This is a genomic window from Methylobacterium sp. AC690 (assembly GCF_979256535.1).
Genome location: NZ_CEEDOX010000003.1, coordinates 281,355 through 297,688, shown reverse-complemented (window position 1 = coordinate 297,688; position 16,334 = coordinate 281,355). Strand labels below are relative to the sequence as shown.

The following is a 16,334-nucleotide window of genomic DNA, read 5'->3' as shown; positions in this document are numbered from 1 at the left end:
TGATGCCGCCGTCGATCCCGGGCACCCGCGCGCCGGACACCCCCTACGTCGCGATCGAAGGCCTGCGCCGCACCTTCGACGTGTCGCGGCCCTGGCTCGCCCGGGTCATCGAGCGCCAGCCGCGGCAGATCCTGCGCGCCGTCGACGGTGTCAGCTTCGAGATTCGTCGGGGCGAGACCTTCGCGCTCGTCGGCGAGTCCGGCTCGGGCAAGTCGACGGTCGCCCGCATGGTGGTGGGCCTGCTGCCGCCGAGCGCCGGCGACGTGCGCATCACCGGAATCTCGATGACCGACCCGCGCCAGGCCGCGGATCGCCGGCGCCTGCGCCGCCGCATCCAGATGATCTTCCAGGACCCCTACGCCTCGATGAACCCGCGCTGGCGGGTCCGCCGGATCATCGCGGAGCCGATCCGGGCCTTCAACCTGCTCCAGGGCGACGTCGCCATCGCCCGCCGCGTCGGCGAACTCCTCAGCCTTGTCGGCCTGCATCCCGACGACGGGGTGAAGTACCCGCATGAATTCTCCGGCGGCCAGCGCCAGCGCATCGCCATCGCCCGGGCGCTGGCCTCGGAGGCGGAGTTCCTGGTGGGAGACGAGCCGACCTCGGCCCTCGACGTCTCGGTCCAGGCCCAGATCCTCAACCTGATGCGCGACCTGCAGGACCGCCTGGGGCTGACCTACCTGTTCATCAGCCACAACCTTGCCGTGGTGCGCCACATGGCGAACCGGATCGGGGTGATGTATCTGGGGCGCGTGGTCGAGATCGCAGACGGACGGGAACTCTTCCGTGCTCCGAAACATCCCTACACGCGCATGCTGCTCGATGCGGTTCCGGATATCGGGCTCACCGGGCGCAAGCGCATCCCCGTCTCGGGCGAGATCCCGAACCCCATCGATCCCCCCGCGGGCTGCGCCTTCAACCCGCGCTGCCCCTTCGCGAACGAGCGCTGCCGCATCGAGGTCCCGGCCCTGGTCGAGGGCGTGGCCTGCCACGCCTTCCAGGAGCGGCGTCTGCCGGCCTGAGGGTCGGTTGCCCGCGCGAGCGCGTTCCAGAGCCAGAGCATGAACACAGACCCACCCATCGCCGCGGCCGAACCGGCGGCGGGCGAAGCCCCCGACAACGACATCCTCAGCCTCGGGGCCGTCGAGCTCTCGGCCGCGATCCACGCCCGGCGCGTCTCCTGCGTCGAGGTCATGACCGCCTGTCTCGATCAGATCGATCGGCTCAATCCCACGGTCAACGCCATCGTGGCGCTGCGCGACCGGGGCGAGCTCCTGGCCGCGGCCGAGGAACGCGACGAACAGGCGGCACGCGGCGAATTCCTCGGACCGCTGCATGGATTTCCCCACGCGGTGAAGGACATCGATGCCGTCAAGGGCTTGCCCTTCACGCAGGGGTCGCCGATTTTTCGCGACCGCATCGCGGCGGCCGATTCGATCATGGTCAAGCGCCTGCGCAGGGCCGGCGCGATCTTCACGGGCCGGACCAACATGCCGGAATTCGGCCTCGGCTCGCAGACCTTCAATCCGGTCTACGGCGCCACCCGCAACGCCTACGATCCGACCAAGACCTCCGGTGGCTCCAGCGGCGGCGCGGCGGTGGCGGTGGCCCTCCACATGCAGCCCGTCGCCGACGGCAGCGACCATGCCGGCTCCCTGCGCAACCCGCCCGCCTTCAACAACCTGTTCGGGCTGCGCACCGGCTACGGGCGCATCCCGATCGAGACCAAGGACGCCTTCACCCCCGGCCTCGGGGTCTCGGGCGGGATCGGGCGCTCCCCGGCCGATATCGGGCTGCTGCTCTCGGTCCAGGCCGGCTACGACGCGCGGGTGCCCTACGCCAACACGCAGGACCCCGCGATCTTCACGGAGGACCTGAAGCGGGACTTCAGCGGTGCCCGGATCGCCTGGTTCGACGATCTCGGCGGCTACCTGCCCTTCGAGCCGGGCGTGCTCGACCTCGATCGCAGCGCCCTCTCGGCCTTCGAGACGCTGGGTGCCAAGGTCGAGTGGGATCGCCCGCGCTTCGACATGGGCAAGGTCTGGCGCGACTGGCTCACCCTCCGGGCCTGGATGACCGCGTCGAACCTGCGTCCGCTCTACGACGAGCCGGCCTACCGGGCGCAGCTGAAGCCGGAGGCGGTCTGGGAGGTGGAGCGCGGCCTCGCGCTCACCGCCGATCAGGTCGCCGCCGCCCAGGAGGGCCGCACCGCCTGGTACGAGGCCGTGCGCCGGTTCCAGGAGCGCTACGACTTCCTCCTCATGCCCTCGACCCAGGTCTTCCCCTTCGACGTGGAGGAGCGCTGGCCGAAGGTCGTCGGCGGCCGGGCGATGGACACCTACCACCGCTGGATGGAGGCGACGATCCCCGTGACCATGAGCGGCCTGCCCGCCCTCAACGTGCCGGCGGGCTTCGACCCGGCCGGGCGCCCGTCCGGCATCCAGATCGTCGGCCCCAACAACGGCGAGCGCGCCTGCCTCCAGCTCGGCGCCGCCTACGATGCCGCGACCCGCTGGGTGACCCGGCGCAAGCCCGCGCTGCTGAACCCCTCCTGATCGTTCTCCCGAGATTCGCCTTCGAGACCCCCGATGACCGATACGCCCGCGCCGCATCACGGCCGCTACGCCTACAGCGCCCTGCCCGACCGGCCGGTCTACGACTGGCCCGGGGGCAAGCGCCTCGCGGTCTATCTCGGGCTCAACCTCGAGGGCTTCGATTTCGGCCGGGGCCTGGGCGCCGAACTCGCGCCGGGCGGCCCGCAACCGGACGTGCTGAATTACGCCTGGCGCGACTGGGGCAACCGGGTCGGCGCCTGGCGGATCAAGGAGACCCTCGACGCCCTGGAGATGCCCGCCAGCGTTCTCGTCAACAGCCGGCTCTACGCCGATTGTCCCGGCCTGATCGAGGCGTTCCGGGCGCGCGGCGACGAGATCGTCGGGCATGGCCGCACCAACACCGAGCGCCAGGGCGACCGGGAGGAGGCCGAGGAGCGGGCCCTCATCGCCGAGGCCACCGCGATCCTGACCGCGCAGGAGGGCAAGCCGCCGAAGGGCTGGCTCGGACCCTGGATCTCGCAGAGCCATCGGACGCCCGACCTCCTCGCCGAGGCGGGCTACACTTACTTGCTCGACTGGTGCCACGACGACCAGCCGACCTGGTTTGCCACCCGCGACGGCGGGCGCATCCTCGCGGTGCCCTATCCGCAGGAATTGAACGACATCCCCGCCATCGTGGCGCGCAAGGAGACCGGCCAGCAATTCGCCGACGCCCTCGTCGAGGCCTTCGACGAGATGCTGGAGCAGTCGCGCACCGCCCCCCTGGTGATGGGCATCGCCCTGCATCCCTACATCGTCGGCCAGCCGCACCGCCTGCGGCCCCTGCGGCGCGCCCTCGCCCACATCGCGGCCCGCCGCGACGCGATCTGGCTCACCACCGCCGGCGGCATCGCCGCCTTCGCGGCGGAGAGCGGGACCGCTCTCTGACCGCATGCCGGGCGGCCGATCGTTCAGACATCGATCAGACAGGGGCCGCTAAACGGACGGCTCGCGTTTCCCGAACGCTCCTGCCGAGCCCGCCCATGCATGCCGACGCCTTCCTCGCCGCCGCCGAACGCCTGCCGGTCGCGGATCTCGACGCCCTGACCGGCGGCAAGGGCGTGGTGGTGGTGGCGCCCCACCCCGACGACGAGAGCCTCGGCTGCGGCGGCCTCATGGCCGAGGCCCGCGCCCGGGGTCGCGAGGTCCGCGTCGTCATCGTCAGCGACGGGTGCGGCTCGCATACGCATTCGGCGCTCTATCCGCCGGCCAAACTGCGTGACCTGCGCGAAACGGAGACGGTCGACGCTGTTGGTATACTGGGCGTATTTCAGGAGTCCGTGACCTTTCTCCGCCTGCCCGATGCCGGTGTTCCGAGCGCCGGTCCGATCGCGGAAGCGGCCGCCGCCCGGATCGCCGCGATCGCCCGCGATGCCGATGCCGGCGCCGTCTGCGTGACCTGGGGCCACGATCCCCATTGCGACCACCAAGCCGCCGCCGCTATCGTCCGCCTGGCGCGGGCGCATCTCGGTCCGATCCGGATTTTCGCTTATCCCGTCTGGGGTTGGACCCTGCCCGAGGGCACCGAGGTCGGCCCGGCTCCCACCGGTCTGCGCCTCGATGTCGGGGCCCACCGCGCCGCGAAGACCGCCGCGATCGGCGCCCATCGCTCCCAGACCACCGATTTCATCTCCGACGACCCGACGGGTTTTCGCCTGGAGCCGGCGATGGTCGCCCGCTTCACCGGCCCCTACGAGATCTTCGTCGCCATGGACGCACCCACCCCGTGATCGCCGACACCACCCTCATCACCCTGAACAAGGGCCGCGACGCGCATCTCGCCCGCCTGCTCGAAGGTGTCGCGCGAGGTCCGCATCCAGAGACCTGCGTCATCGTCGAGATGGGTGCCGAACCCGCGCCGCTGCCGGACTACGGTTTTCCCATCCGCCGTATCGTCCTCGGCAGTGACGGCCTGCCCCTGGCTCGGGCCCGCAATGCCGGCCGCCAAGCCGCCGGCACCGAGCGGCTGATCTTCCTCGACGTGGATTGCATTCCCTCGGCGGATCTTGTGCCGCGCCTCAGCGCCGATCTGGCCGAGGCCGATGGGTTGATCTGCTGCGAGATCCGCTACCTGCCAGCGGGCGCTGTCGGGGACGGATGGACGGAAGCCGGACTGCGCGCGGTGGGCCACGCCCATCCCATCCGTCAGTTCCCCGCCGAGGGACTGACCCGGACCGACAATGCCGGGCTGTTCTGGTCCTTGGCCTTCGGAGTCCGGGCAATGACCTTCGACCGCCTCGGCGGCTTCGACGAGGCGTTCGACGGCTACGGCGCAGAGGACACCGACCTTGCCTTCCGCGCGGATGCCCTCGGAATCCCGGTGCTGTTCAGCGCACGCGGGCAAGCCTTCCACCAGCACCACCTCGCCTGCGATCCGCCGTTGCAGCACTTCGACGACATCGTCCGGAACGCGACGCGTTTTCGCGCACGGCACGGCTTCTGGCCCATGGACGGGTGGCTCGACGCCTTTGCCGCGCGCGGCCTCATCAACACGCAGTGGCGCGACGATCTCATCGTCTTGCGCCAACCCGGTGCCAACGAGATTGCCGCGACGCGGCTTTCCGCAGACCGTCCCTTCTGAGATCTCGGCGCCTAACGGCGACGAGCGTCGAGGCGATCCGCCATGTCGCCGATGAGAGAGACGGTGCGGGCGATCACGCCCGGCCGAGTCAGTCCGCCGATGACGCCCGGATCGAGCCGTTCCGCGGCCGCGACGATCGCCGGCCACGCGGCAGGCTCGGGCCAGGACTCGCAATGCAGTGCCGCGCCCATCGTGGAAAGGGCGCGCGATTTTTCGACCTGCTCATCGAAAGCTCGTGGTTCGGGAAGGCAGATGAAGCGCTTTCCCGCCGCCGAGACCGCCGATACGACCCCGTCGCCACCTCCGCCGACCACCAGATCGGCTCGGGCGAGATAGGGGGCTGGATCGCCGACCCACCCGTGCAGGTGCAGGTTCGGCGGAATATCCGTCCCCCCGCCGTCGACGGGACCCAGTACGTGCCAGTGGCGATCCGGCACGGCCGTCGCGGCCGCAACAAGATCCGCCCTGTGCCCACCCGTCCCGCCGCGCCCATAGATGACGAGGATCGATCCATCCGCCTTCGTCGACCGGCTCGCGGCAGGCTCACCGGAGAGCAGTCCGGCATAGAACGTCTTGGCGCGAACCCATTCCGGCATCTCGGCCGAGTCGAGTTCGGGCGGGAAGAACGCGAGCAGGCGCTCAGCGCTTCGGAAGGCTTCGAGATGCGGGGTGTCCGTACGCGTGCCGGCAAGCCGAACGACCAAGGTCGGCACGGACATCAGGCGTGCGAACAGGGTAATTTCCACTGACACATCAACGATAATCAGCGCGGGATCAGCGGCGTCCATCCAAGCCGCGAGGCGGCCCATTCGCGCGCGCACATTGTCGGCGCCGATAGGCGCATAGTGCAAGCCATGCGGGCGCTCGGCTGATCCGTCTCGCCCATTGAAGTCGCTGCCAACCCGATCATCGGGCAGATCGAGAACTGAACCCGGTGCCTCGGCAGTGTCGAAATTCGAAAGCGTTCCGACCAACGTCATCGGGCGATCGAGCGCCCGAGCGATCAGGCAGGCGCGCTGCCAATGTCCGGCGCCCTGGTGGTGAACGTAGTAGCCGACCGGACGCCGACTCATGCGACCTGCACAGTACGCGCGGGCTGTGATACGCGCAGCATCGCTTGGAGACCGGTCAAAGCCTCATCGAGAGGAACCGGGACCGCCTGAGGAATGCCCTCACCCACCTGAGCCTCGACCCGCTCGACGAGCGCGATTCCGTTCGAGCACGTCTCGCAATCGATGGCGGCAAGATCGGCGTCGGAAACGCCCATCGCGCGCAGAGCCGCCGCTGTCCCGTCCGGGTGCGTGAAGCATTGCGCAAGCCTGCGGCGTCGCTCGATCAGCGCACACCAATGAGCCGCCGACGGCAGACTGTAGGTTTCGAGCCCCTGAGCGACCCGTGTCCGGCGAAGCATCTCAGTCGCCATTCCGCCAGTCACGCGGCCGGTTCCCCGATCCGAAACGGCGATTGAGACCCCGGGACAATGCCGGACGCGTCCGCCGTACCAGCGCACCCGCGCCACCAAAGCGTTGTCTTCACCACAAGGGAGCATCGGCAACCCACCGACGCGACGATAGAGATCGGCACGCAGGGCAAGACTGGCGGCGACATGATCGCCATGACGGGGGGCTGGATCGTGGGTGGGCGGGTCGAGGACCTCCTCGAGGCGACGCACTGCCACCCAGTACTCCTCAATCCGCGCATGGAGCGCAGCGAGACGAGTGTCACCCGCCGGCGCCTCGCCGTGAAGCACGAGGCGTCCGCCCACCAGTTCGGCGTTTCGCAACGCGCGGAGATTTGCCGTCACCCAGTCCGCGGGTGCCACAGCGTCGGCATCCGTACTGATAAGGACGCCCTCGGTTACGCCCTCCTGATCCAACCAGGCGGCACCCGCATCAAGGGCACGACGCCGCGCAGTGCCGACATGGGCGTCGGGTGACGCGATCGTCGCCTCGATGATCCGCAGCGCGAGGTGCGGAATTTGCGCGTTCTGTTCCAGGGCATACAAGGTCGCCACCGTGTCATCGGTGCAATTGTTTGCGAGAACCACGACGCGCAAACACACGCCATCCCCGGTGCCACTCTGCTGGTCGAGAGACCGTATCAGACGGGGCAGTACCTCCGCCTCGTTCCGGGCGGGAACACAGACCACCGCGCGAGCGAGTGACAGATCCGGCTCACGCATTGCTGACCCGGGCAGCGACCGCGGTATTGGCTGCCCTCTGAAGCTCCAGGGCGTAGAGGGCTTCGTACTGATCGGTCATGGTGTCGGCATCGAACAATTGCTCCGCCCGGCGCCGGCAATCGGCGCGGGAGAGGCCGATGGCCTGCTTCACAGCGCGACCGAGGTCAGCGACATCATCGGCCGCTGCCAAGACACCGCAAGAGGCATCGAGGATGTCGGGGATCGCGCCGCGCCGAAACGCCGCCACCGGCGTCCCACAGGCCAGGAATTCCGCAAGAACGAGCCCGAAGGGCTCCTCCCAGCGCGGCGTGCAGAGAGCGACATGGGCTTTCGCGACATGAGCCGCCAAGGCGTCGTGTCCAAGATGCCCAAGATAGGTCACGTCTTCGCCGAGGCGCGGCGCAATCTCATTATCCCAATAGGCCGGATTAGAGCGTGGCCCCGCAAACTTCAGGGGCAGGCCGGCGGCGCGCGCCGCATCGATGGCTAGATGGGGCCCCTTCTCGGGCACGAGCCTGCCCATCCAAATCGCGTGCGGCTCGCCCAGCGGCTTCGCTGCGTAGGCAAAGGCCGTGAGATCGATGCCATTGCCGATTACCTGAGGATCGCCAATCAGGTCATGCCATTCACGGGCAAGCGACGGAGAGACGGCCGCGAACGACATATCTCGCGCCCGCGCCCGAACGCCGCGGACGAAGGGCTCGAAAGGTGGCGTATGCAGGGCCGTCACCATCGGAACGGTGAGTTCACCAGCGCGCAGCAGGGGGAGGAAGTGCAGGCTGTTGTTGTGGACGAAATCGTATCCACCGGACACGACGGCATCCATGATCCTGACATAGGCAGAATTCTCAGCTGCATCGATCCGGGCTTCCGAAACATCGTCGAACGCGCATCCCGTTGGAGGGCAGACGGCGACCAACCGAAAGTCACCCTGCGACCCCTCAGACGCGTAGAGCGTAACGTCGTGGCCGCGAGCCTGGAGGGCTGACGCGAGCAGGTGTGTGTGCATCTCCAACCCTCCCGAGAACGGCTGTGCGATCGGGAACTTGAGATGCGCGATGATGGCGATCTTCACAGGATGCAGGACACGATGTTCGAGGAAGCGAAGCGTCTGATTGGCATCATCCACGCCGCGGATTCTCACACCACAGGGATGCGGGCACGAGATACATGGACATCACGAACCACAACGTAGCGTGAACAAGCGCAGAGATTCCGTTTCGGTGTGCGCTCACTTGCCTAGTCGGCAGACCGGCGCCTCAACAAGAGTAAGGGCTGTGCCAGAGCCGCCACATGGGGGCTCGCTTGTCTCGTCCATCGTGGATCATGCGCGCGAAGCGTCTGTCATAATCAGTTCAATTGGAAACCGAGACCATTCATGCGCTAACGAGCTGTATCAGCGAGGATAAAAGCTCGCTAACGAACCAAGCTACCTAGTGTTAAAGTTTTTAAATAGATAAAAAGTTATCGCCATAACAATATTAATACAATTCAAATCAATTATACAAATCCTTTTGGTCTACACATATTGAATTACAAGAGTTCGCTCTGATTACGGGGAAACAGGAACGAGATTCGATTTCGCCCAGTCTCACAGGAGTTTTTATTTCGGCCTAAGATTGAATTTTATAGATACGCGACTCAGGGTTGTTGACGGTTCCTGATGTTTGTAATCGGGAGTTTACGCGTTGAGAACACTTAGTGGCAATGATCGTACTACGTTGGGCTCTCGCGATCGTATCATATGACAAGTCCAGCGATGCAGTGTATTTTTCGCGCGGATATCACTGGGTGGAATATTTCTGACAGACTTCCATTGTAATTGAAGTATCTTCAAAAGCTTGACTCGTTGAAAACGGTGTCTCGAAAACAAGCTGTGCCGCCAGTATCCATCCCGTAGTCGGGATGCGTAATTAAGGTCGTCGAAGGAAGCCTGCACGTCATGGCGCAAGGAGCCATTTACCTGCTCACTGATCGTCCAGATCGGAGCGCCGCGTTAGAAACGATGATCAGAACGATCGGATCGTGCGAGGTCATTGCCGCCAGCGACGATCATCCGGTGAGCGCTCGTCCCATCGCGATCGTGTCCGATCTCACTCTAAGCCGACGCGAGTCAGTGAGCCGTCTTCGTAACTTTCTGCACGACGGCAAAGTGACCGATCTGCCGGTCATCTGCCTCCTTCGATCAACGACAGACCATGACTTGCGTCAGGCCCGCAACCTCGGCGCAACGATCTGCTTTCCCGCCTATACCGCGCCGCACCTCGTGGTGCAGGCGCTTCAGGCGGAGATCAAGCCAGAAGAACCGGATCTTGTTTCGCAGCCCGTGCTTCAGAACGTAACGCGCGCCAAGGAAATTCTGAACGGCCTCTTCGACGGCGTCCGGGGAGGCGGCCCGATTTCGCTGGCACAGGTCGATGCCGGGCTCGATCCGATCCTCGCTGCCGTCAAAGAAGGCGGCCTGACACGTTGGCTTGAAACCGTTTGGACCCACGATGATGCAACGTATCAACACTGTCTGCTCGTTGCCGGCGTGGCGGCTCAGTTCGTGTTGCATCTCGGCTTTCGCACCGACGATCGCGAACATTTCGTGCGTGCCGCCCTGCTACACGATGTTGGCAAAGCGCAAATCCCGCTTGAGATCCTGAACAAGCCCGGGCGTCTCGATGCCGACGAGTTGGTCGTCATGCGCCGCCATCCGGTGATCGGTTACGACATCCTGCGTGAAAGCGGATGTGATGCGGCAACCCTTGGCGCGGTGCGCCATCACCACGAGATGCTGGATGGATCGGGTTATCCGGATGGCCTTGTAGGATCGGAGATCAGCGACACCGTTCGGTTGCTGACGATCTGCGACATCTACGCGGCTCTCACCGAGCGCCGCTCTTACAAGAAGCCGATGCCACCGCGAGAAGCACTGGCGATTCTGTCAGGAATGACAGGGAAACTCGAAATGAGCCTGGTGCAGCATTTCGGAAATGCAATGCTGCAACCGGGCTCTCACTCATGAGGACGAGACGTCGGAAGACCCTGAACGGCTCCTCCGACGTCGTCGGCTAAACCGAGCGCTACTCGGCAGCGTCGAGGCGCGGGCGTTCGAACGCCGAGCGCTCTCGCTTCACGAGTTCCGCTGTCAGGAATGCCACTTCCAGAGCCTGTTCAGCGTTCAAGCGCGGATCGCAGTAGGTGTGATAGCGATCGCGCAAATCTTCGGCCGTCAGCGCCCGCGCGCCTCCGGTGCACTCCGTCACGTCCTTGCCGGTCATCTCCAAGTGGATGCCGCCCGCGATGGTACCCTCAGCACGATGGACGCCGAAGAAGCCTTCGATCTCCTGCATCACACGCTCGAACGGACGCGTCTTGAAACCTCCGGCTGAGATCGTGTTGCCATGCATGGGATCACAGACCCACACCACTTTGCGACCCTCACGCTCGACAGCCCGGATCAAGCCGGGAAGGTGGTCGCCTACCTTGTCGGCACCAAAACGACAGATCAGCGTCAGGCGCCCCGCCTCGTTGGCCGGATTGAGCTGGTCCACAAGTTGGATCAGACCCTCGGCTGTCATCGACGGACCGCACTTGAGACCGATCGGATTCCTGATACCGCGCGCGTATTCGACATGCGCATGATCCGGCTGGCGGGTTCGATCACCGATCCAGAGCATATGGCCTGACGTAGCGTACCAGTCGCCGCTCGTTGAATCGACACGGGTGAGTGCCTCCTCGTAGCCCAGGAGTAGAGCTTCGTGGCTGGTGTAAAAATCCGTGGTTCGAACCTCTTGGTGCGTCTCCGGATTGATGCCGATGGCCCGCATGAAATCGAGAGTCTCGGTCATCCGCTCGGCGCAGTCGGCGTAGCGCGAGGATTGCGGTGAATCCTTCACGAAACCGAGCATCCACCGGTGCGAATTTTCCAAATTGGCGTACCCACCGGTTGCAAACGCACGCAATAGGTTGAGCGTTGCCGCCGACTGGCGGTACGCTTCGAGCTGACGACGCGGGTCGGGCACGCGCGCCTCCTCCGTGAAGGTCAAACCATTCACGATGTCCCCACGATAGCTTGGCAGGGTCACTCCGTTGATCGTCTCGTTTGGTGAAGACCGCGGCTTCGCGAATTGACCCGCGATCCGACCCACCTTCACCACAGGCGAACCGCCCGCGAAGGTGAGCACGAGAGCCATCTGCAGGAACACCCGGAAGAAGTCGCGGATGTTGTCGGCCGAATGCTCGTCGAAGCTCTCGGCGCAATCTCCTCCCTGCAGCAGGAATGCTTCGCCGGTCGAGACACGAGCGAGGGCCGATTTAAGCTTGCGCGCTTCGCCTGCAAAAACGAGGGGTGGAAAGCTTGCGAGCTGCGACTCAACCGATTCTAGCGCGGAAGCGTCCGGATAGGCCGGCACCTGCTGAATCGGCAGGTTCCGCCAGGTCTTCGGTGTCCAACGCTCAGCCATAATCGTCTCCGTTCCGCCTTTCGGTCGGCTCCGCACGGCGGAGGGCCCCGCGGAGAAGCGCGGCTTATAGTGCGGTTCTTCGACAGAGGCGAGAGATGACGAGCCGGGGCTGCTATTCGTGCCACGCGCGAGAGGCTGGATTGGAAAGATCGCTTGTCGATCCCAGATACGACTCGACTGTTCAGTCTCGACCTGGATCACCGTCTTCGATAGCAATGCCGTGCTCTGACAGGATCCAAAAAATTGCTTCTAAATCCTCCGCACTGACATCTCGCGGCGGCAACGCCTCCTCCAAATCGTCAAAGGTAAGACGCCGTTGGCGCTGAGCCTGAGCCTTGGCCAGAAGCACGTCGATTACGGCGCGCATGTCTTCCGGTAATCCGTCATGACTCTGCCTTCGCTCGTTCGAGGCCGAGCGCAGGGCGTGGGCGAGCATCCGGTCAATAATGGCTTGGCGGCGGCCACGGGCGTCGTCGAAGCGTTCCATCCTGTCGATTATGGGTCTGCGGCGCCGGCCGTCGAGGGGACCGGCGCCGGAAAATCGGCTTCGTGTCAGTCAGCGACGGCGATCGGCGTCCCCTTCCGGATTCGCACCGGAATCGCCTTGGCAGCCGGCGTTTTAGCCTGCTTGTCATAATGCCAGAGAGGGATGAGCGCGTTCAGCTCCGGATAGTAGCCGCCGACGTTACCCTCCGGGATGCCATACTTGATGATCCGTAGTCCGTTGACCTCGCGCAAGAACTCGTCATCGGCGTCGGCAGAAAGATCCACCATCTCGCCGTCAGCGAGGCCAAGACGTTCCATGTCATTGCTGTTCATGAAGAGCACCATCCGCGTGCCCTTCACGCCACGGAAGCGGTCGTCGTAGCCGTAAATCGTCGTGTTGAACTGATCATTCGAGCGCAGGGTAATCAAGTCGAGCACGTCGCGCCGGTTACTGCGCATGTCTGGGTCGGCTTCCAGACCGCCCGGAACAGTGAAATTGGCTTTACCGGTTTCGGTTTCCCATTTGCGGTCACGCGCCGCGAGGGGTTTGTGGAGGCCTCCCGGCTGAAACATCCGGCCGTTCAGGTCGTGGAAGACATCCGGGTAGGTGGCCTCGATTGCAGTCCGAACCCGAGCGTAATCACCGACCCAACCATCCCAATCGACCTTCGGGTTCGACGGCAGCAGCGCCTTCGCCATCTCGGCGACGATCCACGGCTCGGAGCGCACCTGATCGCTCACCGGCTTCGTCTGTCCGCGAGAGCCGTGAAAGCAGGAAGTCGAATCCTCCATCGAGACCGATTGGGGGCCGCTCGCCTGCATGTCGACCTCGATGCGGCCGAGGCACGGCAAGATGTAGGAGACGGCACCATGGACAAGATGCGAGCGATTTAGTTTGGTCGAAATTTGCACCGATAGGCGCAACTCGCGCCAAGCTTCTTCCATCCGAACGGTGTCGGGCACGGCACGGACGAAATTGCCGCCGAGACCGATGAAAGCTTTTACCTCGCCGGTGACGATGCCCTCGCAGGCCTCGACGGTGTTGCGACCCTTCTCGCGCGGTGGCTCGAAGCCGTAGAGGTCTTTCAGTTTATCGAGTGGGGCCAGCTCAGGCTTTTCCGTAATGCCAACTGTACGTTGTCCCTGGACGTTAGAATGACCACGGACTGGACAGAGCCCAGCTCCTGGCCGACCCACATTGCCGCGTAGAAGCATGAGATTCACGAGCATCTGGACACCCTCGGTGCCACGTCGGTGCTGGGTCAGGCCCATGCCGTAGACCGCGATGACGGAACGGGCGCGCCCATAGACCGTAGCGGCAGCCTCCAGAGCCTCGCGTGTTAGCCCGGATCGTGTTTCAATGTCTGTCCATGACTGGGAATCGCAGAACGCGACGAAATCGCGGAAGCCGTGGGTGTGTTCAGCGATAAAATCGACGTCAAGGATACGCGGGCGACCGACTTCCATCGCCTCTCGGTCAGCGGCGATCAGGACCTTGCACATGCCGGTGATCGCCGCGAGGTCTCCTCCCGCCTTCACCTGATGGTACTGGGTCGAGATCTCGGTCGAGCTGCGGGTCAGCATCTCGGTCGGCGATTGCGGGTTCGTGAACCGCTCCAGTCCGCGCTCCCGCAGCGGATTGAACGTGATGATCGGAACGCGCCGCTTCCGTGCCTCCTGAAGAGGGTGGAGCATACGTGGGGCATTCGAACCGACGTTCTGTCCAAAGAAGAGGATCAGGTCGGTGGACTCGAAATCCTCTAGGATGGTGGTGCCCACCGGCGACCCAATCGAGGATTTGAGGCCGACCGAGGTCGGCTCATGGCACATGTTCGAGGAGTCGGGCAGGTTGTTGGTGCCATGCATCCGCGCCATCAGCGCGTACATGTACGACGTCTCGAGCGATGCACGGCCGGAAGTGTAGTAGATCACCGCATTTGGATCGAAGGCACGCAGCTCCCGCCCGATTTCCGCGAAAGCCTCTTCCCACGACACCGTTACGTACCGGTCACTGTCCGGGTCATAGCGGAGGGGATGGGTCAGGCGTCCCTTCTCCTCGAGAGCGTAGTCCGTCCAGCTCAGGAGTTCCGTCACAGTGTAGCGCTGGAAGAAGTCGGGCCCGACCCGCTTGGCGGTTTGCTCCCAAACCGTCGCCTTCGCCCCGTTCTCACAGTACTCAAACGTGTTGGGCCTGGCCGGCTTCGACCAAGCGCACGAAACGCACATGAAACCGTCGGGTTTGTTCTGCTTCATCAGCAGGGCCGCGCCCGAGACGGGGATTTGTTCGCGCGTTAGAATCTCTGCGAGGGAGCCCGCAGAACCCCACCCTCCCGCAGGGCCATCATAGGGTTCGATCTTGGGTTCGGCCATCGGTTCGGTCATGCGCGTGTCCCGACATCTTAGGTGTCAGGACAGCAATGATGCGCAGACCCGGCGTGTTCCGGACTGCGACGGCGAGACGTCGCAATCCGGTTCGACATCCCCCTCAGCGCGGCAGTATGCTCGCGCCCATCAGAGCTTCGTCGATCGAGCGCGCCGCTTGGCGGCCTTCGCGAATCGCCCAGACCACAAGGGATTGTCCGCGCCGCATATCACCGGCTGCGTAGATTTTCTCGTTCGAAGTCCGGTAGTCGAGTTCGTTCGCCGTGACGTTGCCGCGCTTGTCCATGACGACGCCGGACTCTTCCAAGAGGCCCTTGCGGACCGAGCCAGCGAAGCCGATTGCCAGGAACACGAGGTCGGCGGGCAACGTGAACTCACCGCCCGGGATAGGCTGACGCTTCTCGTCGACGCGGGTGCAGACCACGCCGGTGAGCTTGCCCTTCTTGCCCTCCAGGCGCAGCGTGGCCGCTTGGAACTCGCGCTCGGCGCCCTCAGCCTGACTGGAGGAGGTGCGCATCTTGGTCGGCCAGTATGGCCAGACCGATAGCTTGTCCTCGCGCTCCGGCGGGCGCGGCCGGATGTCGAGCTGTGTCACGGACAAAGCGCCCTGACGGAACGAGGTGCCAACGCAATCCGAAGCGGTGTCACCACCACCGATGACGACAACGTTCTTCGCCGTGGCGAGGATAGGAGCCTCGCCGTTCCCCGGCATCGGCTCGGCACCGACGCGACGGTTGGATTGGACCAAGAACGGCATGGCGTAGTGCACGCCCTCCAACTCCTGGCCCGGGAGCTGCGGATTCCGCGGGTCCTCCGCGCCGCCAGCGAATAGCACCGCGTCGAACTCTGCGGTGAGTTCATCGAGCGGCTTAGTCACCCCGACATTCACGCCGTAGTGGAAGCGAACCCCCTCGCCTTCCATCTGTTTCACGCGCCGATCGATATGGCGCTTCTCCATCTTGAAGTCCGGAATTCCATAGCGAAGCAGGCCGCCGGCCTTCGGCTCGCGCTCGAAGACGTGGACCTCGTGCCCGACACGGGCGAGTTGCTGCGCCGCCGCCAATCCCGCTGGTCCGGAACCGATCACTGCGACTTTCTTACCGGTCGTATGGTCGGCGGGCTCGGGCTTGACCCAGCCGTTGTTCCAGGCGCGGTCCGCGATCGCCTGCTCGATGGTCTTGATCGCCACCGGCTGGTTCTCGAGATTCAGCGTGCACGCCTCTTCGCACGGAGCCGGGCAGATACGGCCGGTGAACTCCGGAAAATTGTTGGTGGAGTGAAGGTTGCGTGCCGCCTCCTCCCAGTCGGACTGATAGACGAGCTCGTTCCAGTCGGGGATCTGGTTATGCACCGGACAACCCGTTGGACCGTGGCAGAACGGGATACCGCAATCCATGCAGCGGGCCGCCTGCTTCTTGAGATCATGCTCGTCGAGAGGCAGTGTGAACTCGCGGAAGTGGCGAACGCGATCAGCGGCGAGCTGATACTTCTGCTCCTGCCGGTCGAATTCGAGGAAACCCGTGACCTTGCCCATCGTCTGACCGTCTTTCGCGAGTCTGTCTGATCCGTCGCGCGGAAGGCGGCCCCACGGCCTAATCCGCTCTCTCCCGGCAGATCGATCTTCGACCGACCTGCCTCATGCGTCAGCCATCTCTCGG

General features: G+C 64.6%; 13 protein-coding genes. 6 read left to right on the top strand and 7 right to left on the bottom strand.

The window, feature by feature from the left end; genetic code table 11:
• The first annotated feature begins 2 nt into the window (after nt 1-2).
• The 5 genes from AC0IY1_RS05370 (at nt 3) to AC0IY1_RS05350 (ending at nt 5,175) form a co-directional block, all read left to right on the top strand.
• Complete coding sequence (locus AC0IY1_RS05370) at nt 3-1,022, top strand: ABC transporter ATP-binding protein (RefSeq protein ID WP_471768263.1); 1,020 nt, start codon at nt 3-5, stop codon at nt 1,020-1,022.
• A gap of 39 nt (nt 1,023-1,061) precedes the next feature.
• Nucleotides 1,062-2,555, top strand: coding sequence for an amidase (locus tag AC0IY1_RS05365; RefSeq protein WP_471768193.1), 1,494 nt, complete (start codon nt 1,062-1,064; stop codon nt 2,553-2,555).
• A 33-nt stretch (nt 2,556-2,588) separates the two neighbouring features.
• Nucleotides 2,589-3,482 (top strand): polysaccharide deacetylase family protein, encoded by an 894-nt coding sequence (locus tag AC0IY1_RS05360; protein ID WP_471768190.1) that lies wholly within the window; start codon nt 2,589-2,591, stop codon nt 3,480-3,482.
• 95 nt (nt 3,483-3,577) lie between these two features.
• Entirely contained in the window at nt 3,578-4,324 is a 747-nt protein-coding gene (locus AC0IY1_RS05355; protein ID WP_471768187.1) for a PIG-L deacetylase family protein, read from the top strand.
• On the top strand, nt 4,324-5,175 hold the full coding sequence (locus AC0IY1_RS05350; protein WP_471768260.1) for a glycosyltransferase family 2 protein: 852 nt from the start codon (nt 4,324-4,326) through the stop codon (nt 5,173-5,175). Before AC0IY1_RS05355 ends, AC0IY1_RS05350 begins: the two co-directional genes overlap by 1 nt.
• An 11-nt stretch (nt 5,176-5,186) precedes the next feature.
• On the opposite strand, the gene AC0IY1_RS05345 is transcribed toward AC0IY1_RS05350, so the two are convergent.
• From AC0IY1_RS05345 to AC0IY1_RS05335, 3 genes are read right to left on the bottom strand one after another with little or no spacing between them, the layout of a single operon-like run.
• On the bottom strand, nt 5,187-6,248 hold the full coding sequence (locus AC0IY1_RS05345) for a glycosyltransferase (RefSeq protein ID WP_471768184.1): 1,062 nt from the start codon (nt 6,246-6,248) through the stop codon (nt 5,187-5,189).
• Nucleotides 6,245-7,357 (bottom strand): glycosyltransferase family 2 protein, encoded by a 1,113-nt coding sequence (locus AC0IY1_RS05340; protein ID WP_471768181.1) that lies wholly within the window; start codon nt 7,355-7,357, stop codon nt 6,245-6,247. Before AC0IY1_RS05340 ends, AC0IY1_RS05345 begins: the two co-directional genes overlap by 4 nt.
• Nucleotides 7,350-8,432, bottom strand: coding sequence for a glycosyltransferase family 4 protein (locus AC0IY1_RS05335; protein ID WP_471768257.1), 1,083 nt, complete (start codon nt 8,430-8,432; stop codon nt 7,350-7,352). Before AC0IY1_RS05335 ends, AC0IY1_RS05340 begins: the two co-directional genes overlap by 8 nt.
• An 867-nt stretch (nt 8,433-9,299) precedes the next feature.
• On the opposite strand from AC0IY1_RS05335, the gene AC0IY1_RS05330 reads away from it, so the two are divergent.
• Nucleotides 9,300-10,367, top strand: a complete 1,068-nt coding sequence (locus tag AC0IY1_RS05330; RefSeq protein WP_471768178.1) for an HD-GYP domain-containing protein — start codon at nt 9,300-9,302, stop codon at nt 10,365-10,367.
• Between the two features lie 58 nt (nt 10,368-10,425).
• Here the strand turns inward: AC0IY1_RS05330 and AC0IY1_RS05325 are convergent, their stop codons facing one another.
• The 4 genes from AC0IY1_RS05325 to AC0IY1_RS05310 form a co-directional block, all read right to left on the bottom strand.
• Nucleotides 10,426-11,808: a class II 3-deoxy-7-phosphoheptulonate synthase gene (locus AC0IY1_RS05325; RefSeq protein ID WP_055954848.1), complete on the bottom strand. Its 1,383-nt coding sequence runs from the start codon at nt 11,806-11,808 to the stop codon at nt 10,426-10,428.
• A gap of 181 nt (nt 11,809-11,989) precedes the next feature.
• Nucleotides 11,990-12,295 (bottom strand): RNA polymerase sigma factor region1.1 domain-containing protein, encoded by a 306-nt coding sequence (locus AC0IY1_RS05320; protein ID WP_471768175.1) that lies wholly within the window; start codon nt 12,293-12,295, stop codon nt 11,990-11,992.
• 65 nt (nt 12,296-12,360) lie between these two features.
• Nucleotides 12,361-14,664: an FdhF/YdeP family oxidoreductase gene (locus tag AC0IY1_RS05315; protein ID WP_471768254.1), complete on the bottom strand. Its 2,304-nt coding sequence runs from the start codon at nt 14,662-14,664 to the stop codon at nt 12,361-12,363.
• Between the two features lie 115 nt (nt 14,665-14,779).
• Complete coding sequence (locus AC0IY1_RS05310; RefSeq protein WP_471768172.1) at nt 14,780-16,210, bottom strand: glutamate synthase subunit beta; 1,431 nt, start codon at nt 16,208-16,210, stop codon at nt 14,780-14,782.
• Nucleotides 16,211-16,334: the final 124 nt, after the last annotated feature.